Origin of the sequence: Pseudomonas sp. B37(2017) (assembly GCF_002112885.1) — a bacterium.
Classification (GTDB): Bacteria; Pseudomonadota; Gammaproteobacteria; order Pseudomonadales; family Pseudomonadaceae; genus Aquipseudomonas; species Aquipseudomonas paraglycinae.
Map to the genome: position 1 here is coordinate 34,406 of NZ_NEIX01000014.1, position 24,421 is coordinate 58,826.

General features: G+C 61.8%; 18 protein-coding genes. 12 read left to right on the forward strand and 6 right to left on the reverse strand.

Annotated elements, in window-relative coordinates; translation table 11 throughout:
- Nucleotides 1–110 precede the first annotated feature (110 nt).
- On the reverse strand, nt 111–6,521 hold the full coding sequence (locus tag CAF90_RS25985; protein WP_085608939.1) for a non-ribosomal peptide synthetase: 6,411 nt from the start codon (nt 6,519–6,521) through the stop codon (nt 111–113).
- Nucleotides 6,522–7,013: 492 nt separating this feature from the next.
- On the opposite strand from CAF90_RS25985, the gene CAF90_RS25990 reads away from it, so the two are divergent.
- From CAF90_RS25990 to CAF90_RS26010, 5 genes are all read left to right on the forward strand, one after another.
- Nucleotides 7,014–7,808, forward strand: coding sequence for a helix-turn-helix transcriptional regulator (locus CAF90_RS25990; protein WP_085608940.1), 795 nt, complete (start codon nt 7,014–7,016; stop codon nt 7,806–7,808).
- A gap of 62 nt (nt 7,809–7,870) precedes the next feature.
- Nucleotides 7,871–9,286 carry an AdeC/AdeK/OprM family multidrug efflux complex outer membrane factor gene (adeC, locus tag CAF90_RS25995; RefSeq protein ID WP_085608941.1) on the forward strand — a complete coding sequence of 472 codons (1,416 nt, stop codon included), beginning with the start codon at nt 7,871–7,873 and terminating at the stop codon, nt 9,284–9,286.
- Nucleotides 9,287–9,435: 149 nt separating this feature from the next.
- Nucleotides 9,436–9,756 (forward strand): hypothetical protein, encoded by a 321-nt coding sequence (locus tag CAF90_RS26000; RefSeq protein WP_085608942.1) that lies wholly within the window; start codon nt 9,436–9,438, stop codon nt 9,754–9,756.
- Between the two features lie 183 nt (nt 9,757–9,939).
- Nucleotides 9,940–10,545: an SCO family protein gene (locus CAF90_RS26005; protein ID WP_007956879.1), complete on the forward strand. Its 606-nt coding sequence runs from the start codon at nt 9,940–9,942 to the stop codon at nt 10,543–10,545.
- Nucleotides 10,545–11,021, forward strand: coding sequence for a copper chaperone PCu(A)C (locus CAF90_RS26010; protein WP_007956880.1), 477 nt, complete (start codon nt 10,545–10,547; stop codon nt 11,019–11,021). Before CAF90_RS26005 ends, CAF90_RS26010 begins: the two co-directional genes overlap by 1 nt.
- An 83-nt stretch (nt 11,022–11,104) precedes the next feature.
- Here the strand turns inward: CAF90_RS26010 and CAF90_RS26015 are convergent, their stop codons facing one another.
- A complete protein-coding gene (locus CAF90_RS26015; protein WP_007956881.1) occupies nt 11,105–11,521 on the reverse strand; it encodes an organic hydroperoxide resistance protein in 417 nt (138 codons plus the stop codon).
- A 264-nt stretch (nt 11,522–11,785) separates the two neighbouring features.
- Between CAF90_RS26015 and CAF90_RS26020 the strand changes: the two genes are divergently transcribed.
- From CAF90_RS26020 to CAF90_RS26035, 4 genes are all read left to right on the forward strand, one after another.
- Entirely contained in the window at nt 11,786–12,238 is a 453-nt protein-coding gene (locus CAF90_RS26020; protein WP_007956895.1) for an Ohr family peroxiredoxin, read from the forward strand.
- A 179-nt stretch (nt 12,239–12,417) separates the two neighbouring features.
- A complete protein-coding gene (locus CAF90_RS26025) occupies nt 12,418–12,879 on the forward strand; it encodes a MarR family winged helix-turn-helix transcriptional regulator (protein ID WP_085608943.1) in 462 nt (153 codons plus the stop codon).
- Between the two features lie 82 nt (nt 12,880–12,961).
- The gene (locus tag CAF90_RS26030) at nt 12,962–13,336 is read left to right on the forward strand and encodes a hypothetical protein (protein WP_007956899.1); all 375 of its coding nucleotides are present in this window, start codon (nt 12,962–12,964) and stop codon (nt 13,334–13,336) included.
- Nucleotides 13,333–13,530, forward strand: a complete 198-nt coding sequence (locus tag CAF90_RS26035; protein WP_085608944.1) for a helix-turn-helix transcriptional regulator — start codon at nt 13,333–13,335, stop codon at nt 13,528–13,530. Before CAF90_RS26030 ends, CAF90_RS26035 begins: the two co-directional genes overlap by 4 nt.
- A gap of 60 nt (nt 13,531–13,590) precedes the next feature.
- Here the strand turns inward: CAF90_RS26035 and CAF90_RS26040 are convergent, their stop codons facing one another.
- Nucleotides 13,591–14,604 (reverse strand): ABC transporter substrate-binding protein, encoded by a 1,014-nt coding sequence (locus CAF90_RS26040; protein ID WP_085608945.1) that lies wholly within the window; start codon nt 14,602–14,604, stop codon nt 13,591–13,593.
- Between the two features lie 103 nt (nt 14,605–14,707).
- Complete coding sequence (locus CAF90_RS26045; protein ID WP_085608946.1) at nt 14,708–15,598, reverse strand: LysR family transcriptional regulator; 891 nt, start codon at nt 15,596–15,598, stop codon at nt 14,708–14,710.
- Between the two features lie 127 nt (nt 15,599–15,725).
- On the opposite strand from CAF90_RS26045, the gene CAF90_RS26050 reads away from it, so the two are divergent.
- Nucleotides 15,726–16,169, forward strand: a complete 444-nt coding sequence (locus CAF90_RS26050; protein WP_085608947.1) for a GFA family protein — start codon at nt 15,726–15,728, stop codon at nt 16,167–16,169.
- Here the strand turns inward: CAF90_RS26050 and CAF90_RS26055 are convergent.
- A complete protein-coding gene (locus tag CAF90_RS26055; protein ID WP_085608948.1) occupies nt 16,150–17,181 on the reverse strand; it encodes a sterol desaturase family protein in 1,032 nt (343 codons plus the stop codon). The genes CAF90_RS26050 and CAF90_RS26055 overlap by 20 nt on opposite strands.
- Before the next feature lie 287 nt (nt 17,182–17,468).
- Between CAF90_RS26055 and CAF90_RS26060 the strand changes: the two genes are divergently transcribed.
- Nucleotides 17,469–19,679: an LTA synthase family protein gene (locus tag CAF90_RS26060; RefSeq protein WP_085608949.1), complete on the forward strand. Its 2,211-nt coding sequence runs from the start codon at nt 17,469–17,471 to the stop codon at nt 19,677–19,679.
- Nucleotides 19,680–19,728: 49 nt separating this feature from the next.
- On the opposite strand, the gene CAF90_RS26065 is transcribed toward CAF90_RS26060, so the two are convergent.
- On the reverse strand, nt 19,729–21,765 hold the full coding sequence (locus CAF90_RS26065; protein WP_085608950.1) for a TonB-dependent receptor: 2,037 nt from the start codon (nt 21,763–21,765) through the stop codon (nt 19,729–19,731).
- A 326-nt stretch (nt 21,766–22,091) separates the two neighbouring features.
- Between CAF90_RS26065 and katG the strand changes: the two genes are divergently transcribed.
- Entirely contained in the window at nt 22,092–24,359 is a 2,268-nt protein-coding gene (gene katG / locus CAF90_RS26070) for a catalase/peroxidase HPI (protein ID WP_085608951.1), read from the forward strand.
- Nucleotides 24,360–24,421: the final 62 nt, after the last annotated feature.

Here is a 24,421-nt window from a genome sequence, read left to right on the forward strand (position 1 = left end):
AAGCTAAAACATCGGGGCTTGGGTGTCTGACATGGGAAGCAGGGACAAGCCCGTGACCGGACAGTCATGGCGTCGATCCGCGGGAACCGCGAATCGACGCCGATGTCGCCTCAGAGCCGGCGTTTGCGATTGAGCGTCGGTATGGTGGTTTGCGGGACTTCCACCTGTTTTGCCTGCGCCGAGGTCTGCGCCGCCAGCGCGGCCAGGGTCGGCTGGCTGAACAGCGTCCGCGCATCGACGTGCAGCCCGGCCTGACGCATGCGCGCCACCAGACTGACCGCCAGCAACGAATGCCCGCCGAGCTCAAAGAAGTGGTCGGTGCGCCCGACCTGCTCCAGTTGCAGCACCTCGGCCCAGATCTGCGCCAGCCGGATTTCGACTTCGCCCTCGGGCGCCTCATAGCGGCGACTGAGCACCGCCTCTGCCCCCGGTGCCGGCAAGGCTTTGCGGTCGACCTTGTCGTTGGGGGTCAGGGGCAATGCGTCGAGTTTCACGTAAGCGCCCGGCGCCATGTACTCCGGCAAACGCTCCAGCACATGGGCACGCAAGGTTTCGATGGGGGGCGCGTCGAAGCCTTCGCGCACGGTGAAATACGCCACCAGTCGCTCGTCCCGCACCAGCACCACCGCTTCACGCACCGCCGGGTGCTCGATCAGCCGCGCTTCGATTTCCCCCGGCTCCAGACGCAGGCCGCGCAGCTTGATCTGGAAGTCGTTGCGGCCGAGGAATTCGATGTTGCCATCCGCCCGGTAGCGCACCAGATCGCCAGTGCGGTACAGGCGATCACCGGCCACGAACGGGCTGTCGATGAAGCGCTCGGCCTGCATATCCGGCAATCCCCGATAACCCCGCGCAACCCCGACCCCGCCGATGTGCAAATGACCGCTGACGCCGAATGGCACCGGTTGATCGTGGGCATCCAGCACATAGAGCCGGGTGTTGCTCAGGGCCTTGCCGATCGGCACCACGGTTTCCGGCACCGGTTGATCCGGTTCCAGCGTCCAGCCGGTGCTGTCGACCGTGGTTTCGGTCGGGCCGTAGACGTTATGCAGACGCACCCACGGCAGGCGTTCGCGGACACGCCGGGCCAGTGCGGCGGTCAGCTCACCGCCACCGTTGAGCACGTCGGTCAGGCTGGTGCACTGGCTGACATCATCCTGTTCGATGAACTGTTGCAGCAGCGCCGGCACGAACTTGACCACGGTGATCTGCCGTTCACGAATCACCTGAGTCACATAGGCCGAATCGCGGTTGCCGTCGGGGCGCGCCAGCACCAGCCGCAGGCCGGAACACAGCGGCCAGAAAATCTCCCACACCGAACTGTCGAAGCTGAATGGCGCCTTCTGCAGCAGCGCGCCGTGCTCGGTCGGCGGGCTGATCTGCGAGCCCCAGTGGACCATGTTGCAGGCGCTTCGGTGCTCGACCATCACGCCCTTCGGCGTGCCGGTGGAGCCCGAGGTGTAGATCATGTAGGCCAGGTTTGAAGCGCTCAGACCCGGTACTTGTAGGTTTTCAGTCGATGCGCCCTGCCAGATGCAACGGTCGAAATCGATGACCGGCACACCCGGATCGCCCAACAGATTGCGGGTGGTTTCGTGTACCAGCACCGCAACCGGCGCGCTGTCCCGCAGCATGTAATGCAATCGATCCAGCGGATAGTCCGGATCCAGCGGCACATACGCGCCGCCGGCCTTGAGAATGCCGAGCAGGCCGACCACCAGATCCAGACTTCGTTCGACGCAGATCGCCACCCGCGAATCGGGCTGCACGCCTTGCTCGCGTAGATGATGCGCCAGACGGTTGGCCTGTTCGTTCAGCTGGCGATAGGTCAGTTGTTGCTCGCCAGCCTGCAACGCGATGGCGTCGGGCTTGCGTTGCACTTGTTGCTCGAACAGCACCTGAAGCGGCTGATCGAGCGGGCAATCGACTTCGCTGGCATTGAACTCGACCAGCAGTTGCTCAAGTTCCGCCGCCGGCAGGATCGGCAAGCGATTCAGCGGCTGTTGCGGGGTTTGCTCCAGGGCATCGACCAGTGCCTGCAACGCGGTTTGCACGTAGTCGCCGATGCGCTGCGCACCGATGCTCATCAGGGTGCGCGTGGTGATCTGCAAAGCGCTGCCCAGATCATCAACGCTCAGGGTCATCGGGTAATTGGTGCGCTCTTCATTTTCCAGAGTCTGAATGCCTTGCCAGGCTTGGTCCGACGCCGATTCCTGCGCCTCAAGGTCGGTGTGTCGATAGTTGAGCAACGCACTGAACAGCGGCGCCGGCGACGCAACGCCGCTGCAACGCTGGGCCAACGCCAGCGACGCATGTTCGTGCCCGAGCAAGTCGGTCAATCGGGCGTGGGTGAGCAGCACCGCATCGCGCGCGCCCCGGTCCATGTCCACCCGCAATGGCAAGGTGTTGATGAACACTCCGAGCGCCCGGTCCGCGCCCTCGCCGCCCTGCATACGACCCATAAAAACGCTGCCGAACACCACATGTTCCTGCCCCGAGGTCGCCGCCAGCACCTGCGCCCAGGCTAGGTGAATCAGGCTGGCCACGCTGACGCCCGCCTGCCGCGCCTGAAGGCGCAAACGCCGGTCCAGCTCAGGCGTTAGCGTGCGTACGGCTTCATCGATACCGCGCCCGTCGCCCTGCACATCCTGCAAGCCGAACGGCAAGGTTGGCTCGTCGATGTCGGCGAGCATCTCGCGGAAGAACGCTTCATGTTCCTGTTCGCTGACACCGAGCCGGGTCTGCGCCACGTAATTTCGATACGGCACCGCTGGCGGCAACGGTTCGCCCTGCCCCAGCAGATTGGCGCGCATTTCATGGCGCAGGACTTCCAGCGCGATGTGATCCAGCGCCAGGTGATGGAACAACAGAATCGCCACGATCCGCCCGTGAGCCGGATCGCGCGCATACATCAGCCGGATCAGCGGCGCCTGACTGACGTCGATGCGATAGCGACGAGCATCGAAACGCGCGTGCAGTTGCGCGAGGACATCGCCCTCGGCCGGATCGAGGGTGATTTCCTGCACCGGCAATCCGGCTTCGCGCCAGACCACCTGCACCGGGTCGGTCAAGCCTTCCCAGACCACCGCAGTGCGCAGGATGTCGTGGCGCGCCATGACCTGACGCAGCGCCGCCGCATAGGCCTCGACCCGCTCGACGCTGTCGAACGCCAGCTGCGATTGCAGCAGGTACGGATCACCCTGTGCGGCGGTGATGTGGTGATAAAGGATGCCTTCCTGCAACGGCGCCAGCGGATAAATGTCCTGCACGTTGGCCGCCCCGCCCGGCACCGTGGCGATGATCCGGTCGAGGGTGGCCTGATCCAGTTCTACCAACGGCAACAGGTCCGGAGTGATCTGCGTGCAACCTGGCGGAATGCGGTTGGCCGGCACTTCGACCTCGCGGCCACTGCCCACCGACGCGGCCAGTGCCGCCAATGTCGGCTGGCCGAACAGCACGCGCACATCGCTGCTCATGCCGAGCTGCCGCATGCGTTCGATCAGATTGACCGCCAGCAACGAGTGCCCGCCCAGTTCAAAGAAGTGATCGTGACGCCCGACCTTTTCGACTTGCAGCACCTCGGCCCAGATATGCGCCAGGAGGATTTCGACGTCGCCTTGCGGGGCTTCATATTCGCGGCGGATCAACGCTTCCGGCCCCGGCGCCGGCAACGCCTGGCGATCCAGTTTGCCGTTGGCCGTCAGCGGCAACGCCGTCAAACGCACGTAGGCCGATGGCAGCATCGCGCTGGGCAGACGGGTCTTGAGGTGAGCATGCAGCTGCGTGATATCCAGCGGCTGGCGTTCGGTGAACCAGGCCAGCAATTGCCCGTCGCGCACCTGCACCACCGCATCACGCACGGATTCATGGCTGCTCAACGCGGCTTCGATTTCGCCGGGTTCGATGCGCACGCCACGGATTTTTACCTGATCGTCGTTGCGGCCCAGGTATTCGATAGTGCCGTCCTGGCGCCAGCGTGCGAGGTCGCCGGTGCGGTACATCCGCGCGTTGGGCTGGCGGCTGAATGGATCGTCGAGGAAACGTTCGGCGGTCAGCTCAGGGCGATTGAAGTAACCCCGCGCCACACCGGCGCCACCGACGTACAGCTCGCCGGCCACGCCAATCGGCACTGGACGCTGTCGGTCATCCAGCAGATAGGCCGTGGCATTGCTCACGGGTTTGCCGATGTGCAGCGCCCGGCCCGGTTCGATTCGGCCCGAGGTGGCGACGACTGTGGCTTCGGTCGGGCCGTAGTTGTTGATCACCGCGAACGTCTGCTCGCGATTGAACTGGCGCAGGCGATCGCCGCCGATCAGCAGCGTGCGCAAGGTCGGGTGTTCTAGGTGGCGGCTGAAGGCGTACTCGGCAATCGGGGTCGGCAGGAAACTCACGTCCAGCGGCTGCGCGCGCCACCAGTCGAGCAGCGCGTCGATGTCTTCGCCGCCATCGCGGGAAGGCGCCAGGTACAGGGTCGCGCCGGCACACAGCGCCGGCCAGACTTCCCAGGCCATGGCGTCGAAACCGAAGCCGGCGAGGCTTGAAGTGTGGCGACCGGCACACAGATCGAAGGCCGCGCAATGCCAGTCGACCAGGTTCGATAACGTGTGATGCTCGACCATCACGCCTTTGGGCTGGCCGGTGGAGCCGGAGGTGTAGATCACGTAGGCCAGGTGCGCGGTGGTCAGCCCCGGGACGTCGGGGTCGAGATCGTTGATCGGCCAGCCGCGTGAATCGATTTCGATCACCGGCACGTCCAGCACCGGCAAGCGTTCGCGCAGATCGCGCTGGGTCAGGACCACGACCGGAGCACTGTCGCTCAATAAATAGCTCAAACGTTCCGCCGGATGGGCCGGATCGACCGGCACATAACCGGCGCCGGACTTGAGGATCGCCAGCAGCGCAACCAGTGTGTCCAGCCCTCGGCGGGCGACCAGCGCCACGCGGTCATCGGGTCGCACGCCGAGCCCGATCAAATGATGGGCCAGAGCGTTGGCCTGTCGGTTCAGGTCGGCATAGGTCAGCCGCAAGCCCTGGAACTCTGCCGCCACCGCATCCGGCCGCTTCGCCGCTTGCGCTTCGATGCGCTGGTGGATGGTCAGGTCATTGGGGAATTCAACGCGCGTGTCATTCCAGTGCTGCAGCAACGCCGTTTCGGCCGGCAGGCTCAGGCTGAAATCGCCCACCGCCAGCGCCGGCTCTTCAAGCCCCTGCTCCAGCACCCACAGCAAGCGCCCGCTCAACGCCGCGATTTCGTCGGCGTCAAAGTAGGCTTCGTTGTACACCATGTACAAACTGTCCTCGTCGTCGCCCCGGCTGCTCAGCAGGTGCACGGACAGCGGCGTGCCCTCTTCGTGGTTCGACACTTTGACCACCCGCCCCTGCGCATCGCCATAGCGGTATTCATGCGCATCGCGCTCATAGGACACGGTCACTTCGAACAACTGCGAGCGATCCTCGCGCAGCAGACCGAGTGCGCGGTTCATTTCGCTGAGGGGGAAACGCTGATGGCGGAAATCCTGTTTCAACTCATCGCCAATCGCCTTGATCAGCGCCTTGAACGACAACTCGCGACCGAACCCCATGCGCACCGCGCTGACCTGGGTGAACAGCCCCAGGGTCGATTTGAACCGGGCGCCGGAACGGTTGAGCAGCGGCACGCCCACCACCCATTCGTCACGCTGGGCGCTGCGGCTGAAGTACACATGGATCGCTGCCAGCAGCACATGAAACGCCGACGCGCCGTACTCTCGGGCCACCTGCTTCATGCGTTCATGCAGGCGTGCCGGAAAGACTTGCGAGAAAATCCGGGTCGGTGCCGCAGCGCCGGCAAAGCGTTCCTGATAACGCGGCAACAACAGCGGCTCGGGACGGTGCTGGTATTTGTCCAGCCAGTACGCACGGTCACGGGCATAACGGGCGGACTGAAAATACCGCGCATCGTCACGGATGAAATCGACATAGGACGGCGCCGAATCGGGTGGCTGCTGCCCGAGCGCCAGCGCGTTGTAAACCTCGTCGAGGGATTTGAGCATCTCGCCGAAACCCCAGCCATCGACGATCAGGTGATGTGCCTGGAGTGACAGCCAATGGCAGTCGTCATCGAGGCAGATCAGGCAAAACCGGAACAACGGCCCGCCGTTCAGTGTGAACCGCTGCTCAATGCATTCCTGAGTCAGTTGGCGTGCGGCGGAATAAGGGTCGGGATGGCTGCGAAAATCGTGCACCGGCATCGGCACCGGCATCGATTGCGCGAAACGCTGCAACGGCAGCCCATGCTCGCCGGCCCCCGGCAGCAGGCTGGTGCGCATGGCGTCATGCCGGGCCACGAGCCCTTCAAGCGCCGCCTGCATCAGCGCCGGATCCAGCGGCCCGGTCAGCTCGACATAACCACCGATGTTGTACATCGGCGAATTCCCCTGACGCACTTGATCGAGCCAGATATCGCGCTGGGCAGCGGTCAGCGGGAAAGCCTCGGAAATCGCGGACAGACCGTCCGCCGCGTCGGCAGCAAATTGGTTCATAAGATCCATCTCACGTGATTTGGCGCGTATTCAAGCATCGGCCCCGAAATCGGCGTGACACGTGAAACCCGGACAACCCTGCTCACTTCGTACAGTCCTGCGACCCAACAGGGCCGGACAGGTCAGCGATCCCCCTAAAAGTTCGGAAAGAAATGGCTGAAAATTCTGTAGGACAATCGCCACTCGCTGCTACCGACTAGCGCCTCGCAATTGTAGGGCGCGTCGGTCCGAGCCCCGGATTTCGGGGTTCGCACTAGACCGTACAGTCATGGACTACGAGAGCTTGCACATTGATCTGACAGAAACGTGACGCCATTTTTTCGGAAATGGTGGCACTTTGTGTCCCTGTTTTCCCCTACAGACGTAGGACAAATGCATAGGCTTAAATCCCGCTCCAGATCGATTTCAAGGAGAAAAGACTGGGTGGGCGTTTCACGGGTGCATGCACGGCAGACGATTCGGCAATGGCTCTAAATCAAGGATGACAAGGATATGAATCTGACCGGCAGTCTTCGCAACATGGAAAATCCGCACTTCTACTGGCAACTGGGTGAACTGATCGCCAGCACCGGCAACGAGCGTTTTGCCACGAACATGTTCCAGTTGGTCGACAACCTCGTGCCGGTCAATCGCGTCCATCTCAGTGAGTGGACCCTGGATGAGCGGGAAGCCAGCGTGGTCGAGATCAAGGCGTTGGGCAGTGCCGGTTTGCCGGACACCTTCCCGCCCCCGGAGCCGTTGCAGCACCCGGACGACCACCCGCTGCTGCAACAGATGATCGAGATGAACGACTCGCTACTGATTCAACTGAAAGCCTCGCTCCAGCATCGACACCCGCACCACAGCGTCCACCAATGCAATCTGGTGTCCCGCACGTCCAACCGCCGTTGCGTCATCTCGTTCTACCGCCCCCACACGCATCGGGTGTTTTCCCTGCCGGAGCTGTCGTTCCTCAAGCGCCTGTCCGACACCCTGTTGCCCCTGATCGAGCGCCACGCGCACATCAGTCGACAAGCCATCGCCCGCCAACCCCGCGCGCCACAAGCCGATCAACCCCAGACGCCGTTGCAACAGGTGTTCGACGAACGCCTGGCGTTGGGCGACATCACCCTGTCGGTGCGCGAAAAAGAGGTCTGCCTGGGCCTGCTGACCGGCGGCACCGTGCCGCAAATGGCAGAAAAGCTGCGGGTCAAGAACAGCTCGATCGAGACCTACCTCAAGCGCGCAGCCGCCAAGCTTGGGGTCAGCGGCCGTCATGGTCTGGCGAAATGGATGGCCGGGGCCTGATCCGGCGTTTTTCTCATCACGGGCGCCCGGCGTCCGCTCTCATTCGTGAACGAGGCTGTTTGATGTCCAGGTTGCCGATTTCCCTGCTGTCCGCCGCGCTACTGCTGGGCGGTTGTTCGTTGATTCCCGATTATCAGCGACCGGCATCGCCGAGCGCGGCGCAGTATCCCCAAGGTCCGGCGTATGCCGCGCAATCCCCGGTCACACCCCGGGTCGAGGACTGGCGCGCGCTGTTCAATGACCCGGCGTTGCAGCAATTGATCGAAAGCGCACTGGTCAACAACCGTGATCTGCGGGTGGCCGCGCTGAACGTCGAGGCGTTTCAGGCGCAGTACCGCATCCAGCGTGCCGATCTGCTGCCGGCGGTGTCGGCCAACGCCAACGAATTGCGTCAGCGGGTGCCGTCCAGCGTGACCCGCACCAAGGCGGCGATCACCTCGACCTATTCGGTGAACCTGGGCATCAGCGCCTATGAACTGGACTTCTTCGGCCGGGTGCGCAGCCTCAGCGAGCAGGCGCTGCTGACCTGGCTGTCCACCGAAGAGGCCCGGCGCAGTGCGCAATTGAGTCTGGTGGCCAACGTCGCCAACGCCTACCTGACGTGGCGCGCCGATCAGGAGTTGCTGGCGCTGGCCCGGGAGACGCTGGCCGCCGACGAACGAAGCCTGCACCTGACCACCCGCAACCGCGAGGCCGGCAAGTCTTCGGCGCTGGACCAGATTCAGGCGCAGACCAGTGTCGACAGCACCCGCGCGAGCCTGGCCCGTTATCAGCGTCAGGTTGCCCAGGACTTGAACAGCCTGACGCTGCTGGTAGGCGCGCCGGTGCCCGAGCACCTGCCGGCGCGTCCGCTGGACAGTGATCTGGTGGCTACCGTGCCGGCCGGATTGCCGTCGGATCTGCTGCAACGCCGGCCGGACATTCTCCAGGCCGAATACAAGCTGCGGGCCGCCAATGCCAACATCGGCGCGGCGCGGGCGGCGTTTTTCCCGAGTGTCAGCCTGACGGCCAATGCCGGGACGTCCAGCCGCGATCTGTCCGGGCTGTTCAAGGGCGGCTCCGGGGCCTGGACGTTCCAGCCGCAGATCAACCTGCCGATCTTCAACGCCGGCAGTCTGCGTGCGAGCCTTGATTACGCGAAGCTGCAAAAAGACATCACCGTCGCCGAGTACGAAAAGACCATTCAGACGGCATTCCAGGAAGTGTCCGACGGCCTCGCGGCGCGCCAGACCTACGAACAACAACTCCAGGCCCAACGCGATCTGGTGCAGGCGACCCAGGACTACTACGACATGGCGCAGCACCGCTATCGAAGCGGCGTCGACAGCAGCCTGACGTTCCTCGATGCCCAGCGTTCGCTGTTCAGTTCCCAGCAAGGACTGATTACCGACCGGTTGGCGCAACTGGTGGCGCAAGTGAACCTGTACACCGCGCTGGGTGGTGGCTGGAGTGCTGGTGAGGGATCAATTCATCAGTAACGCTATATATTCGAAGCCAATAAATGGAGTTGCCCACCATTTCCTATCAGTCTGAGCAACTGTCAGAAATGACAGTAGAAGGTAAATAGGTGGAATCATATGCTCCCTTTACTCGGAATTTGCCGAGATCAACGAAGGGAGCACATTCGATGGCGGATAAAATCACGAAATTCCTGCCCTACAACATCGAAGGTTTCGATGCTGTGACAAAGACTCTCTCAGTGGCACGGATTAGCCCGCCAGGAGCGAAGATTCAAGCCCCGGCCGACTCAAACATAGAGAGACTTATCTTTACGGGAGCCAACAGTTCGGTAGATCTGCACATGACGAATTTCCTGAGTACTCCGGTGATGGAATGCACACTTCCCATATGGTTTTTGATGAACAACCTGGGCGCTGTCGTCAACTGCCTGTTCCGATCATCGCCCAGCGGAGTTGTAATCGCTGACGATATGAAAATCGTCCCTTGATACAACCAGTGAGATCGCACTCCTTACCCTGCGTCATTTTTTCTTACACCTTTTGTCGCCAGATCCCACATTGCCCGGCGATCGAAAACCGGCGCAGCGGATCATTTTGGTATCATGCGCCGCTTTTACGGTTAACCCGCCCGCCTGTCCTGCCGACTGGCGGGCTCCAAAGGGCGGTATGAAATGACGGCTTTGTTGACTCGCCGCAAGGTGCTTGCGGGAATGGGCGTACTCGGTCTCGGCCTGCTCGCCGGCTGCGACACCCGCGGCGAACTGTCGTACAAGTACGGCAAGGATCTGAGCGACAAGATCCTCGGACGCACCTTCAAGCTCAAGGACACCGAAGGCAACACCGTGTCGCTGTCGAGCTTTCGCGGCCTGATGCCGATGATCTTCTTCGGCTTCACCCAGTGCCCGGCGATCTGCCCGACGACACTGGCCCGCGCCGCGAAAATCAAGAAGCTGATGGGCAAGGACGGCGACATCCTGCAAGTGGTGTTCATCACCCTCGACCCGGAACGCGACACCCCGGAAATCCTCGACGCCTACGTCAAGACCTTCGATCCAAGCTTCGTCGCGCTGTACGGCACCCTCGAAGAAACCAAGGCCACCGCCAAGGAATTCGACGTGTTCTACGAAAAAGTCCCGGCCGGCGACACCTATACCCTCTCCCACACCGCCACCAGCTATGTCTACGACACCCGGGGCAACTTGCGTGTGGGCCTGTCTCAATCGCTTTCTGCACAAGAGTGCACGGAAGATTTGCTTACCGTCATGGAGGTCTGCTGATGAACCCTTTTCTGAACAACATCAAACGTGCCGCACTGGGCCTGTCCCTGCTGGGCCTGGCTTTCCAGGTATCGGCGCAGACCAAAGTCGACGATGCCTGGGTGCGCGCGACCGTGCCGAACCAGTCGGCCAGCGGCGCGTTCATGACCGTCACCGCCGACAGCGACAGCAAACTGCTCAGCGTTGCCTCGCCTGCGGCCAAGGACGTGCAGATTCATGAAATGACCATGAAGAACGACGTGATGAGCATGGGCCCGGTGAAATCGGTCGACCTGCCAGCGGGCAAGGCCGTCAACTTCGACCCGAATGGCTACCACGTGATGCTGATGGGCCTGACCGCTCAGCTGAAGGAAGGCGACAGCGTGCCGCTGACCCTGACCGTGGAAAACGCCAAGGGCGAAAAAGAAACCGTTGAAGTCAAAGCACCGGTCAAGGCGCTGACCATGGAAGGCCACGATCACAGCAAGATGCATTGATCGCTGACTGACAGATCTACGGTTTCAAAAAACAAAAGGGGCGGCATGATCGATGATCATGCCGCCCCTTTTGCATCTGGATATCAGACCAGTTTCAATTCGACCTCGATATTGTTGCGCGTAGCCTTGGAGTACGGGCACACCTGATGCGCCGCATCCACCAGCTGCTGCGCCGCGCCACGCTCCATTCCCGGCAGGCTTACATTCAGTCGCGCCTGCAGGAGATACCCTCCCGAATTAGTGCCCAAGTCCACTTCGGCATCCACCGCCAGGTCTGCCGGCAGGCTGATTTTCTGCTGCCCCGCCACCGCTTTCATCGCGCCAATGAAACACGCCGACCAGCCTGCGGCGAACAATTGTTCCGGATTGGTCCCGCCGCCACTGGAACCGGGCGACGACAGTTTTACATCGAGGATCCCGTCGGAACTGCGCGATGCGCCGTCACGTCCGCCGGTGGTGTGGGTTTTCGCGGTGTAGAGGACTTTTTCGATCTGACTCATGGCGATCTCCTGAATGAAAAACAGCAGATTGTTCACTCGGCGCCTCCCGTCGCAGCTTGAGGTGCGCCACCCGTTTCACACAGCCCTCTCACTATAGACGCGGGTTTGCCGCTTACCCGACCGGCGGACGTGCGGATAACCGCCGGTCGTATTGGCACCGCCAAGCGGGTTGACAGAACCAGAGGGCGAGAGGATTATTATTACATCGCATACGATCTAACCGTATACGATCACAACCAACCACAACACCTTGAGGGTTCCCCCATGAGCAAAATCGAAAAAGTCCTGGCCACCGGCAAAACCCACACCACCGCCAGCAGCGCCGGTCTCACCTCCCGTGGTCACAACGGCAATCTGGACATTCAGCTCTCGACGCCCGGCAGTGCCAAACCGGCGCACGTGTTTGCCAACGTCCTGCCCCACCCGACCGCCGAGCAACTGTTCGCCGGTGCCTGGTCGTCCTGCTACACCGCCGCCGTCGGCCTGGTGGCCAATGACCTGGGCGTGGTGCTGCCGGCCGACATGTCGGTAGACATCGAAGTGGATCTGGGCCAGACCGGCCCCGCCTATTTCCTTCAGGCTCGCCTGACCCTGCGCGTCCCGGGCATCGCTGAGGACATCGCGAAAAACCTGGCCCACACCGCTGACCAGATCTGCCCGTACTCCAAGGCGACTCGCGGCAACATCGAGGTGGCACTGAACGTCATCACCGAGTAATTTTTTGGTGCAAAACTCATCGCATGCGATTTAGGCGCATAAGGAATAACTAACCGGTTCGCGCTGAGAATGGCGAACCGGTTACTTCAGGCAACATGATCAACACTCCCGATAGAATCGCATCCGACGTATAGTTCGCCCCATACGTTTCACCGGTCACCCGACCCACGAGGATGAACATGAATTCCACCGCCAATACCGCACCAACCGATCTCAAACTCAGCGATTTCCTGTGCTTTGCCGTCTACTCCACCAACCTGGCGTTCGGCAAGGCCTACAAACCGATCCTCGAACGACTCGGCCTCACGTACACCCAGTACATCACCATCGTCTCCCTGTGGGAGCAGGACAACCAGACCGTCGGCGGCCTGGGCGAGAAGCTGTTCCTGGAATCGAACACCCTCACGCCAATCCTGAAAAAACTTCAGGCCATGGGTTATGTGCAACGCCAGCGTGACCCGGCAGATGAACGCCAGGTGCGGATCAGCCTGACCCAGAGTGGCCGTGACCTGCGCAACGTGTCTTCGGGCACGAGCCTGTTCGAGGCGACGGGGCTGACCACGGAAGAGTTCACGCAGATGCAGAAATCGATCGTCAAGTTGCGCAACAACCTGATCCGGTCGATGAATGCCGAGGGTTGATCGAGTCCTGATGGAAAGCGTGCTTTACATAACTAGTGGCTTCAGTAACTATGTAAAGGGTCTTTTACACAGGAAGTGAAGCATGAATCGATTCCATCTCGAAATGGGCGGCGCGCTGGTGCTGTATGCCGTCGTGCTGATTGCCTCGACGGTTGCGCTGCAGTCGTTGGAGGACGCCAACATTTACCTGCGCACGCTCATTGTTCTGACGCCGATGATTCCGGCCGCACTGGTGTGCTGGAGCGTGGTACGCGACATGAGGCGTCTGGACGAAATGTATCTGCGCATCCAGTTCGAAGCCCTCGGCTTCGCCTTCGCTGCCTCGGCCTTGCTGACCTTCAGCTACGGTTTTCTGGAGAACGTCGGCGCCCCCCATATCCCGTGGTTCTGGGTCTGGCCGGTGATGGGTGCGATGTGGATGATCGGCCTGCGCATCGCGCGGCGCCGCTACCAATGAAGAACCGGCTCAAGGAGCTGCGCGCCGAGCGCAAGTGGTCGCAGGTGGATCTGGCCGAACGCTTGAACGTTTCGCGCCAGACCATCAATGCGATTGAAAACGAACGCTACGACCCGAGCCTGCCTCTGGCATTCCAGATTGCCCGGGCGTTCGAGATGCCGATTGAGAGCATCTTTGATGACTCGATGAATTGATACGAATAGCCCGCCCGTCAGCACGGGCTGCCGGGTGGACTGTTCAGAAAAGACGAGTGTTTAGCTCCCTGCCCCGCCATGGGCCTCTTCAAAGAAATAATCCTTCCAGCTGTCCGCCTTGTTCTTCAGCACACCCAGCTCCTGCAATTTCTCTGCATAGATGAAGGTGCGTTGCGGCACCACGGTGAAATCGATTTCCGGGTCGGTGACGATTTTCTCCACCAGCGCCAACGGCAGTTTCGACTGCTCGACACGGATATAGGCCTGGGCCGCCGCAGGTTTGTCGGCCTTGATGATCTTCTCGGCCTCGGCCAGGGCGTCGTAGAACGCCTTGTAGGTTTTCGGGTTTTCGTCGTGGAATTTTTCCGTGGTGTAGAGCACGTTGAACGTGGCCTGGCCGCCGAGCACGTCGTAGGAACTCAGCACTTTATGTACGTTGGGATTCTGCAACGCCTGGTACTGGAACGGTGGGCTGGAGAAATGCGCGTTGATTTCCGAGCCGCCGGCGATCAATGCGGCCGTGGCATCCGGGTGCGGCAGGCTGACGGAGATGTCGTCGAATTTCTTGTATTGGTCATTGCCGAATTCCTTGGCCGTTTCGATCTGCAGCGTGCGGGACTGGAAGCCCACACCCGCTGCCGGTACGGCGATGCGATCCTTGTCGCTAAAGTCCTTGAGGGTTTTCACGTTCGGGTTATTGGTCAGCAGGTAGTTAGGCATCGAGCCCAGCGAAGCGATGGCCTTGACGTTCTGCTTGCCCTTGGTGCGATCCCACACGGTGAGCATCGGCGGCACGCCGGCCGAGACCACGTCCAGCGATCCGGTGAGCAGCGCTTCGTTCATGGCGGTGGCGCCGGAAATACTGTTCCAGTCGACCTTGATGTCCAGGCCCTGGGCCTTGCCGTGTTTCTCGATCAATTGCTGATCGCGCACCACATCCAGAATCAGATATCCGATGCCGAATTGCTGGGCGATGCTGATCTTGCCTTCGGCTTGAGCAGTGTTGCCGAGCAGCGCACCAGCCAGCGAAGCCGCCAGCAGCGTCAGTGCAGAACGTTTGAACGGTAGGGCCATGACAACCTCGCAGTGATTTACCGGGAAATCTGTGAGGCCGGACTCTATCGCTATAAAAAACGAAATTTAAATACCGTTATCGCATATTGATATCACCTGAACGTCAGCCTTCCAGAAACGCGTGCAATTCCGACCCCAAGCCATCGAACACCGCTGAAACCCGCTGCACCCGGCGCATGTCCTGATGCATGGCGATCCACACATCCACCGTAAAATCCACGTCTGCGGGCAGAACTCGTATCAGACCATGGCGCTCGGCCAGTTGCCGGGAACTCACGCCAATCCCCAGCCCGGCACGCAACGCCGCCCACTGCGCCAGATGATCATCAGTGCGAATGGCCGTGTGCTCGGCTGAACAATCGAAGCCGCGCTCGCGCAGAAACTCGATCTCGCCTGCATGGCGATCCGGGCCGATCAGCGAAAAACGGCGCAAGTCCTCAGGCGTTTCAGGCACGCCCTGCTCCGCCAGCAATTCCGGCGTGGCGTACAGGCCGACGTGCAGGTCGCCGACCTTGCGCGCCACCACCGAAGCTTCGGTCGGGCGGCGGATGCGCACGGCGACGTCGGCCTCTTGCCGTGAGAGGGTTTGCAGACGATTCGACACGTTCAGTTCCAGCGCCAATTGCGGGTGCTGTTGACGTAAACGGCGCAACATCGGCGGCAGGATCTCGACGCCCAATAGCTTGCCGGCCGTCAGGCGCACGGTGCCGCCGGTTTGCGCCACGTCGGCGGAAGCGGCGCGGTTGAAGGCGTTGGCGGCCAGGGCCATGGCTTCGACGTGGCCGATCAACTCCCTGGCGGTCTCGGTCGGCAACAGCCCCGAGGGCGAACGAATGAACAGGCTGACGCCGACGCTCTGCTCCAGCACCTCGATCCGCCGTCGCGCCGTGGCCTGGGCGATTCCCAACAAGCGCGCGGCGCCCGACAGACTGCCGGTGCGCAATACCGCGAGAAAGGCGCGCTGGGTTTCCCATTGAAGTTGTGGAGCGTTCATACATTTCCTGTGAGCGGTTGGGCAGTTTTGGCCGATGTTCATTCACCGGGGTCTGCGGCATGCTGCGCGAGCATACCGCACGGGCCTTGCGCCCGGCATCGAACCCGCAGTTGAAGGAGCCTTGCCCATGACACTCACCGGCCAATGTCGCTGCAGTGCCGTCCGCTATCAGTTGAACACCGACGTGCCGCCGGCGATCTACGCCTGCCATTGCACGGATTGCCAGACCTGGAGCGGCAGCGCCTTTGCCCTGCACGCCCTGCTGCCCGCCGACGCCCTGACGTTGACCGGGCCACTGACCACTTATGCCTACGATCTCAATGGGCAGCACGCCGAACATCAGCTGTGCAGCGTCTGCCACACGCGATTGTTCAACACCACAACGGCCGCGCCGGGGATGAAAGTGCTGCGCGCCGGCACGCTCGATGAAAGTCGCTCACTGCAACCGATGGCGCACATCTGGGTGAGTCACAAACAACCCTGGCTGACGCTGCCCGAGGGGCTGCCGAGCTGGCCGCAAAGCCCGACCCCGCAAGCCTTCGGCGAAGCCCTCATGGCGTACGCTGGTTGAACCGGGTTCTGAGCCCGTCGGCGTTCGACGACAAACGCTTCGCGGTGTCCACAAACGGGGTGACGATCAGGCTGTACAACGTCAGATAACGCGTGCGGTCCTGCTCGCCCGTGCCGAAGCGCAGCACTTCGGGCTTTGAAGTGGTGACGTACAGCGTGCCGAACAGCCAGTCCCACAGTGACAGATTGATCGCGAAGTTCTTGTTGAAATGTCGCGGTGCGTCGCTGTGGTGAATCTGGTGCTGGGCCGGGCTGTTGAGCACATGCTCGACCGCCGGCCCGAACGACAGCCAGACATGGCTGTGGCGCAGATTGGAACCCAGGCTGTTGATGATCAGCACCAGCCACGTCACGCCGAACAGCGTATAGCGGCTGACTTCGCCGCCGCAGGCGTACCAGACCACACCGGCAAACGCGCCGAGGCCAGCGGTGATGACGGTTCGTTCAACAATCGATTCGACAATGTGAATCCGGCTGGCGGTGGCCGGCACCAGAACCGGCGCCGAATGGTGAACCTTGTGAAATTCCCACAGATAGCGGGAGTGGAAGGCGCGGTGAATCCAGTAATGCAGAAAATCCCTGAACAGGAACACACCCAGTCCGTAGAACAGCGCGATCATCGGGTGATCCGGCACTTGCTCGCGCGCGCCCCACAGCTGAGTGAAAAACTGCGCGTAATCACCTGAACGCAGAATGTGCGGATCGACGAGGCCGACCACGGGCAACACCAGCGTCACCCGAAGAATCGCCTTGATGAAGTAATAACGGTAATCCAGCCAGGCCGAACGATGCCCGTGGACACGCCCGCCGCCTACAAATTGCCAGAAGGATCGGGCCTGCGTCAGATGTCGGGATTTTCGGTGGCGATAAAGGCCGTAAGCCACGCCGTAGGACGTGAGCAGAAACACCACACCCAGGCGACCGTTCAAATCGAACAGGCCAAGGAACTGCTCGGTGACCGGATCGATCACCCAGCGGCTGAGCTGCGCAAAGAGTTGCGTGAGGACATCCACGGAGCTTGATCTCCATCAGAGGTCGCGCATTGTAAATCGCACTGGTTCGCAAATGCAGCACGAACGGATCAAAGGGCGGTTAAACAGCCTGAAACAATAAAACCGTCACCGCGCTCGGGACGGAAAACCGCCAGGACGGTCGCCGAGCAAGGCCCCAGCTCATCCGGGTTGCTAACCGCGCCTTCCGGGACCGGTTCACCCAGCCGTTTAAAAAGGCGATCAGACAGCCCACCCTTGGTATCATCGCCCACACTTTTATGACGATTTGATGGCTGGAAGGTCTTTTTGTGAGCGCTCTTTTTCAACGGTTGCGGCGCCTGGATGCCCGTCTTCTTTCTCTGGTTTTCCTGGTACTGATTGTACCGGTGTGCCTGCGGGCGGCACTTGGCTGGTCGAGCCTGTTCGGTTACCTGTCGGATCTGGCCATCGGCAGTCTGCTGGTGGTGCTGTTGCATCGTCGTCCCTGGTGGCTGGCGCTGCCGGTGCTGCTGTTCTGGGGACTGCTGGCGGTGGCGACCGCTGAACTGGTCAGCGCGGTCGGCCGCCTGCCGACCGTGGCGGACCTGCATTACCTGATCGACCCGCAGTTCGTGGAGAACTCCACCGGCGGCGGCTTCGCCCACCCCGGCGTGGCGGTTGCGCTGCTGGTGGCTCTGGTCTTGTGGTTGCTGAGTCATTGGACTCGACGCGCGACAACCGCCCCCGCTCTGCCCCGCGCAGCCTGGGCGACGCCGGTGCTGCTGTTCTCCGCGTACTGGGGCGCTCAGCATCTGGCCCCGAGCGATGCCGACCCGTGGCGTCTGTACAACCTGCCTCACCAGTTGCTGGCCGCGCAGGTCGCCGACGTGCAGATGCAGGCTGAAGAATGGCTGGACGGCGACACTCAATTCGCTCCCCCGCCCATGGCCGGGCTCACCGATGTCGATCTGAACGGTCACCCGTTGCTGGCGGCCAAGGGCCAGGCGCGCAATGTGCTGATCGTTGCCCTCGAAGGCATTCCCGGTGCCTACATCGGCGCCAATCGCCAAGCCATCGGCAGCCATTATCAGGAAGACCTGATGCCCAACCTCAGCCGCTGGGCCGAGCGCGGCATGAACACCCCGGATTACGTGCTGCACACCCACCAGACCATTCGCGGTCTGTACGCCATGCTCTGCGGCGATTACGACAAACTCGACAACGGCACGCCCAAAGGCGTGGAAATGCTGACCCAGCACGAGCGCAATCAGGCCTGTCTGCCGGCCCAGTTGCGTCAGCACGGTTTCGCCACGCACTACCTGCAAGGCGCAGGGCTGCGGTTCATGGCCAAAGACAAGATCATGCCGCACATCGGTTTCGATGCGACCCATGGCCTGGAGTGGTTCACCAACGCCAACTACCTGGAATTCCCGTGGGGCAAGGATGACAAGGCGTTCTTCGAAGGCGCGCTGAAATACGTCGGCGACCTGAAAAAGCAGAAGCAGCCGTGGATGCTCACGCTGCTCACAGTCGGCACTCACCAGCCCTACTCCGCGCCGGAGGAATACCTGCAACGCTACGACACGCCGAAGCAGGCCGCCGTCGGTTATCTGGACGATGCGCTGGAACAGTTTCTCAGCGGCCTCGAACGCCAGGGCGTACTGAAAGACACGTTGGTGGTGATCACCTCGGACGAATCCCACGGCATCGACGGTGTCCGCCTCGCGTCGTCCTGGGGCTTCAACCTGACCCTCGCGCCGGAGCAGGCGCAATTGCCGCGCCTGAACGCCGGGGTCTACGGTCACGTCGATCTGAGTGCGTCGATTCTGGATTACTTCGACTTTCCGGTGCCCTCCGCCCTCAGCGGTCGCTCGCTGTTTCGCGATTACGATTCGGGCCGCGAAATCATGTCGTTCACCAACGGCAAGCTGCGCTATCACGACGGCCGCGGCCTGCTGACCGAATGCGACATGCCGCGCCGGTGCCGCAATTACGCCAGCGAAGGTTTCATCGCCGAAAGCGCCACGTTCAAGGGTAACGCCAGCGGCCAGAATGCCCGGGACATCGCCGCCCGCGCCTCGGCCCTGGATCTGTCGCTGCTGCGTACTCCGCTCAACCAGCGCTATCAGTTCGGCAGCGCCAACGTCATTCCGCTGCAAGCGCAGATCAAGGATGACTGGGCCGACAACCTGATCGGCGCGCAATACCTGGAGATGCCAAAAGGCTCCCACACCCGCGTGCGCCTGACCGTGCGTTCGGTGGATCCGCAGCAGGCGGCGTACATTCAGCTCAAGGCCAAGGAGTTCGAGCAGGACGTGCAACTGGGCCTGCCGACCGAGATGGTCGCCACGGCGGATCAGCCGCTGGAGATGGATTTCAGTTTCGACAACCCGCAACCGCGCAAGGCGTTCTCGTTTCACTTGTTGGGGTATGGCCTGGGCGCCGTGGAAGTCAGTGATTTCAGCGTGATCACCGAACTGCCGGGGCAACAGGATCTGCTGGACGAGATCCCGGAAGAAGACACCGCTCAATCGAGTTGAGGTCGACGCCAGCGTCGCAACGACGCTGGCGCCCGTCCGGTGTGAACGATCAGAAGGTGGTACGCAGTCCGACCTGAATGCTGCGCCCTTCTGCCGGTGCAATATCGCGCAGGATCGAGCTGGCGTAACGCACGGTCTGGTTGGTCAGGTTCTCGGCATTGACGAAGGCCAGCCATTTGCTCTGGCCAACATCAAAGTGATAACCCACATTAGCCCCCAGCGTGGTGTAGCCGTCGGTGCTGCTTTCGTTGTCCGGCACCCGGTGCTGGGAACTGGCGTGTTCCACATCGATCCGTGCCTGCCAGCGATCCAGCTCCCACAACAGACCGGTGTTCAACCGCAGTGGTGCGATGCGCGGCAGGTCCTGGCCGTTGTCGAGGTTCTTGGCGCGGGTGTAGTCGCCCGACAGCTCCAGCGCAAACTTACCGTAGGCATTTTCGCCAAGGGTCCAGCGATCCTGCGCTTCGATACCACTGAAGCGCGCCCGCACGCCGGAGTAGGTGTATTCGGGGATGCCGTCGGCGTCCTCCTCCCCTTCGTCATTCAGCGTGCGTCCAGTGCTGAGCAATCCGATGTAATTTGAGAAGTGGCTGTAGAACACGCCGACGCTGCCTTTGTGCGTACCGTTGTCGAAACGCAGGGCCAGGTCGCTGGACACGGCTTTTTCTTTCGACAGTCCCGCGTCCCCGACTTCATAAGTGCCGGTGGCGACGTGGGCGCCGTTGGCGTAAAGCTCATAGAACGTCGGCGCGCGCTCGGTGTAGCCCAGCGTGGCGGCGACCGACCAGATCGGCGTCAGCGTGTACACCGCACCGGATGACAGGCTGCCGGCGGTGAAGCTGCTGGAGCGATCGGCATTGGCGAAACGCTCGTTGCCTTTGGCGTCCGGGTCGACGGTGGTGTGTTCCAGGCGGCCGCCGAGGGTGAACAGCAGACGATCCGTGGCTTGCAGCTCTTCGAGAATGAACAGTGCACCGGCGTCGGTATCGGTGTGCGGCACGAAGGCTTCTTCGCCCAGCGCCGAGAACTCGTTGCGACTGACTTGCGCGCCAATCACCCCGTTGAACGGCCCGAGCGGCTGATGCCGGGCCTCGACCCGCGCCTCGTAGCCCTTGTTCTTGAACGTGGTGCCGACTTCGCCGCCCTCGATTTCCCGGTGCTGGTAATCGGTGTAGCCAGCGTCGAGTTTCACCGAGCTGAACGGGCCGTCGAGGTTGCGGATTTCCGAGGCGAACGCGTAGTGCTCCTGCTCCATGCGGATGCGCACATCGTCTTCGGCCGGCGAGCCGTAGTTGGAGTCGTAATTGCTGTACGACAGCCCCGCGTAACCGTCATCCCAGGTGTACGACCCACCCACCGCACCGCCGTCCTGACGACCATCGCTGTTGGCCAGCCGATGCTTCTTCGAATCGCCATCGTCGTTCGCCCGCTCACGACCGGTCTTGGCGTAGCCGGGGATTTTAAGGTCATTGAATTCGCGGGCGCTGGCGTCCAGGTGCAAGGCGAACTGGCCGTTACCGGCTTCGAGTTTGCCGGCGCTGCTGCGGGTGGTGTCGGCGCCGCCGTAGCGCAACTCGCCAGCACCGTGAATGCCGTCGATGGCTTCGGTCGGGATGCGGTTGTCGAAGGTGTTGACCACCCCGCCGATGGCGCTGCCGCCGTACAGCAAGGCTGCCGGGCCACGGACGATTTCGATGCGCTCGACGTTGACCGGATCCAGCGGCACCGCGTGATCGTAGGACAGCGACGAGGCGTCCAGCGCGCCGACGCCGTTGCGCAGGATGCGAATGCGATCACCGTCCTGCCCGCGAATGATCGGGCGACTGGCACCTGGGCCGAAGTAGGACGACGACACACCCGGCTGCCTGTTCAGGGTTTCGCCGAGGCTGCCCTTTTGTTGCAGCGTCAGGCTGTCGCCGCTCAACACGGTCGAGGGCGAAGCCAGGGTCTGACTGCCCAGCGGATTGCCGGTGATGACTTGCGGTTGCAGTTCCAGCGGGTCGGCGGCGAATGCGGGCGAAGCGATCAGCAGCGCAGAGGCCATGAGCGTCAGGCGGGGTTGGAAGGTGTGGAAACGGGAAGGCATTTCAGGAATCCGTCAGGCAGAAAAGTGAGGATCGAGGCCAGCGCTACAGAGGGTGTGTTGCCGGCATCGATCAGATGAAATCATTTTTATGTTATACAATAACATTTCTAATGGCCATCACGTTTCTTCCACACAATTGCAAACCATGGCTCAAGCACGGGTGTTTCAGCGCCCTGCCCGGTATTCGCTGCCGACACTTCGGGTAAGAGACTGCGCCTATCACGCACCAATAGTCGGCCTATTAGCTGACTCGCCGAGTCGGGTCTAGCCTTACTACTCCGAAGTCGGCACGAGCCGGCCGCAGAAGACCTGATAAGGACCCGAACATGGCAAATGAATCGAAATGCCCGTTCAATCACGCCGCCGGCGGTGGCACGACGAACCGCGATTGGTGGCCGAATCAACTGAACCTGAAAATCCTGAGTCAGCACTCGCCCGCATCCGATCCGATGGGCAAGGACTTCGACTACGCCAAGGCTTTCAAGAGCCTGGATTTCCAGGCTCTCAAACGCGATCTGACGGCGCTGATGACCGACTCCCAGGAGTGGTGGCCAGCGGACTTCGGCCACTACGGCCCGCTCTTCATCCGCATGGCCTGGCACAGCGCCGGCACCTATCGCACCGCTGACGGCCGTGGTGGCGCCGGCTCCGGCCAGCAACGCTTCGCCCCGCTCAACAGCTGGCCGGACAACGTCAGCCTCGACAAGGCCCGCCGCCTGCTGTGGCCGATCAAGCAGAAATACGGCCGCAACATTTCCTGGGCTGACCTGATCGTGCTCACCGGTAACGTCGCGCTGGAATCCATGGGCTTCAAGACCTTCGGTTTCTCCGGTGGCCGCGCGGACGTCTGGGAACCGGATGAAGACGTGTACTGGGGCTCGGAAAACAAATGGCTGGGCGGCGACAACCGCTACGGCAAGGATCCGGAATCCATGCAGCCGCCGGGCGAAGGCACACTGGTGGCCGAGCCCGCCGAACACGGCAATGAGGAAAGCCGCACCAACCAGGGCGAACGCAACCTCGAGAACCCGCTCGCCGCCGTGCAGATGGGCCTGATCTACGTGAACCCGGAAGGTCCGGAAGGCAATCCCGACCCGGTGGCCTCGGCCAAGGACATCCGCGAAACCTTCGGCCGCATGGCCATGAACGATGAGGAAACCGTCGCCCTGATCGCCGGCGGCCACGCCTTCGGCAAGACCCACGGCGCCGGCCCTGCCGATAACGTCGGCCCGGAACCGGAAGCCGCCGGCCTCGAAGAACAAGGCCTGGGTTGGAAAAGCACCTTCGGCACCGGCAAGGGCGCCGACACCATCACCAGCGGCCTGGAAGTCACCTGGACCACCACCCCGACGAAGTGGAGCAACAATTACCTGGAAAACCTGTTCGGCTTCGAGTGGGAACTGACCAAGAGCCCGGCCGGTGCCCATCAGTGGAAACCGAAAAACGGCGCCGGCGCAGGCACCATTCCCCACGCCCACGACCCGAACAAACGCATCGACCCGACCATGCTCACCTCTGACCTGGCCCTGCGTTTCGACCCGGCCTACGAGAAAATTTCGCGGCGTTTCCTGGCCAATCCCGATCAACTGGCCGACGCCTTCGCCCGGGCCTGGTACAAACTGATTCACCGCGACATGGGCCCGCTCTCGCGTTATCTCGGCCCGGAATTGCCCCAGGAAGAACTGCTGTGGCAAGACCCGATTCCCGAAGCCAAACATCCACTGGTGGATGACAGCGATATCAGGGCGCTGAAAGGCAAAGTACTGGCGTCGGGGCTGTCCGTTTCGGAACTGGTTTCCACTGCCTGGGCGGCCGCATCGACCTTCCGGGGCTCGGACAAACGCGGCGGCGCCAATGGCGGGCGTCTGCGTCTGGCACCGCAGAAATTCTGGCAGGCCAACCAGCCGGAGCAACTGGACAAGGTGCTGAAAGTCCTCGAGGGCATTCAAAACGAGTTCAACACTGGAGCGACAGGCAAGCAAGTCTCGCTGGCGGACCTGATCGTGCTGGCCGGTAACGCCGGTGTCGAGCAAGCGGCGCAAAACGCCGGGCATACCGTGACCGTGCCGTTCAATCCGGGGCGCACCGATGCAACTCAGGAGCAAACCGATGTCGAGTCATTCGGCTTCCTCGAGCCGCATACCGACGGCTTCCGCAACTACGCCGCCAACACCTACCGCGTGCCGGCCGAAGCGTTGCTGATCGACAAGGCACAACTGCTGACCCTTTCCGCCCCGGAAATGACCGTGCTGATCGGCGGTCTGCGCGTGCTGGACACCAACGTCGGCAAGACGAAACACGGGGTGTTCACCGACAAACCCGGCTCCCTCACAAACGACTTCTTCCGCAACCTGCTGGACATGGGCGTGGAATGGAAACCGACGTCGAAAACCGAGTTCGAAGGCCGCGACCGTAAAACCGGCAGCGTGAAATGGACGGCGACCCGGGTCGATCTGGTGTTCGGTTCCAACGCCGTACTGCGGGCGCTGGCCGAGGTGTATGCCAGCTCCGATGCGAAGGAAAAGTTCGTCAACGACTTCGTTGCTGCGTGGGCGAAGGTGATGGATCTGGATCGGTTTGATTTGCGCCAATAAACCTTTTTCATCCACCCACAAAAACGCCGCTCATTGAGCGGCGTTTTTTTATTGCCCTGAAA

Excerpts from the sequence above, each read along its gene's own strand:
- CAF90_RS25985 (WP_085608939.1), bottom strand. The coding sequence starts at position 6,521 with ATGAACCAATTTGCTGCCGACGCGGCGGACGGTCTGTCCGCGATTTCC.
- CAF90_RS25990 (WP_085608940.1), top strand. The coding sequence starts at position 7,014 with ATGAATCTGACCGGCAGTCTTCGCAACATGGAAAATCCGCACTTCTAC.
- adeC (WP_085608941.1), top strand. The coding sequence starts at position 7,871 with ATGTCCAGGTTGCCGATTTCCCTGCTGTCCGCCGCGCTACTGCTGGGC.
- CAF90_RS26000 (WP_085608942.1), top strand. The coding sequence starts at position 9,436 with ATGGCGGATAAAATCACGAAATTCCTGCCCTACAACATCGAAGGTTTC.
- CAF90_RS26005 (WP_007956879.1), top strand. The coding sequence starts at position 9,940 with ATGACGGCTTTGTTGACTCGCCGCAAGGTGCTTGCGGGAATGGGCGTA.
- CAF90_RS26010 (WP_007956880.1), top strand. The coding sequence starts at position 10,545 with ATGAACCCTTTTCTGAACAACATCAAACGTGCCGCACTGGGCCTGTCC.
- CAF90_RS26015 (WP_007956881.1), bottom strand. The coding sequence starts at position 11,521 with ATGAGTCAGATCGAAAAAGTCCTCTACACCGCGAAAACCCACACCACC.
- CAF90_RS26020 (WP_007956895.1), top strand. The coding sequence starts at position 11,786 with ATGAGCAAAATCGAAAAAGTCCTGGCCACCGGCAAAACCCACACCACC.
- CAF90_RS26025 (WP_085608943.1), top strand. The coding sequence starts at position 12,418 with ATGAATTCCACCGCCAATACCGCACCAACCGATCTCAAACTCAGCGAT.
- CAF90_RS26030 (WP_007956899.1), top strand. The coding sequence starts at position 12,962 with ATGAATCGATTCCATCTCGAAATGGGCGGCGCGCTGGTGCTGTATGCC.
- CAF90_RS26035 (WP_085608944.1), top strand. The coding sequence starts at position 13,333 with ATGAAGAACCGGCTCAAGGAGCTGCGCGCCGAGCGCAAGTGGTCGCAG.
- CAF90_RS26040 (WP_085608945.1), bottom strand. The coding sequence starts at position 14,604 with ATGGCCCTACCGTTCAAACGTTCTGCACTGACGCTGCTGGCGGCTTCG.
- CAF90_RS26045 (WP_085608946.1), bottom strand. The coding sequence starts at position 15,598 with ATGAACGCTCCACAACTTCAATGGGAAACCCAGCGCGCCTTTCTCGCG.
- CAF90_RS26050 (WP_085608947.1), top strand. The coding sequence starts at position 15,726 with ATGACACTCACCGGCCAATGTCGCTGCAGTGCCGTCCGCTATCAGTTG.
- CAF90_RS26065 (WP_085608950.1), bottom strand. The coding sequence starts at position 21,765 with ATGCCTTCCCGTTTCCACACCTTCCAACCCCGCCTGACGCTCATGGCC.
- katG (WP_085608951.1), top strand. The coding sequence starts at position 22,092 with ATGGCAAATGAATCGAAATGCCCGTTCAATCACGCCGCCGGCGGTGGC.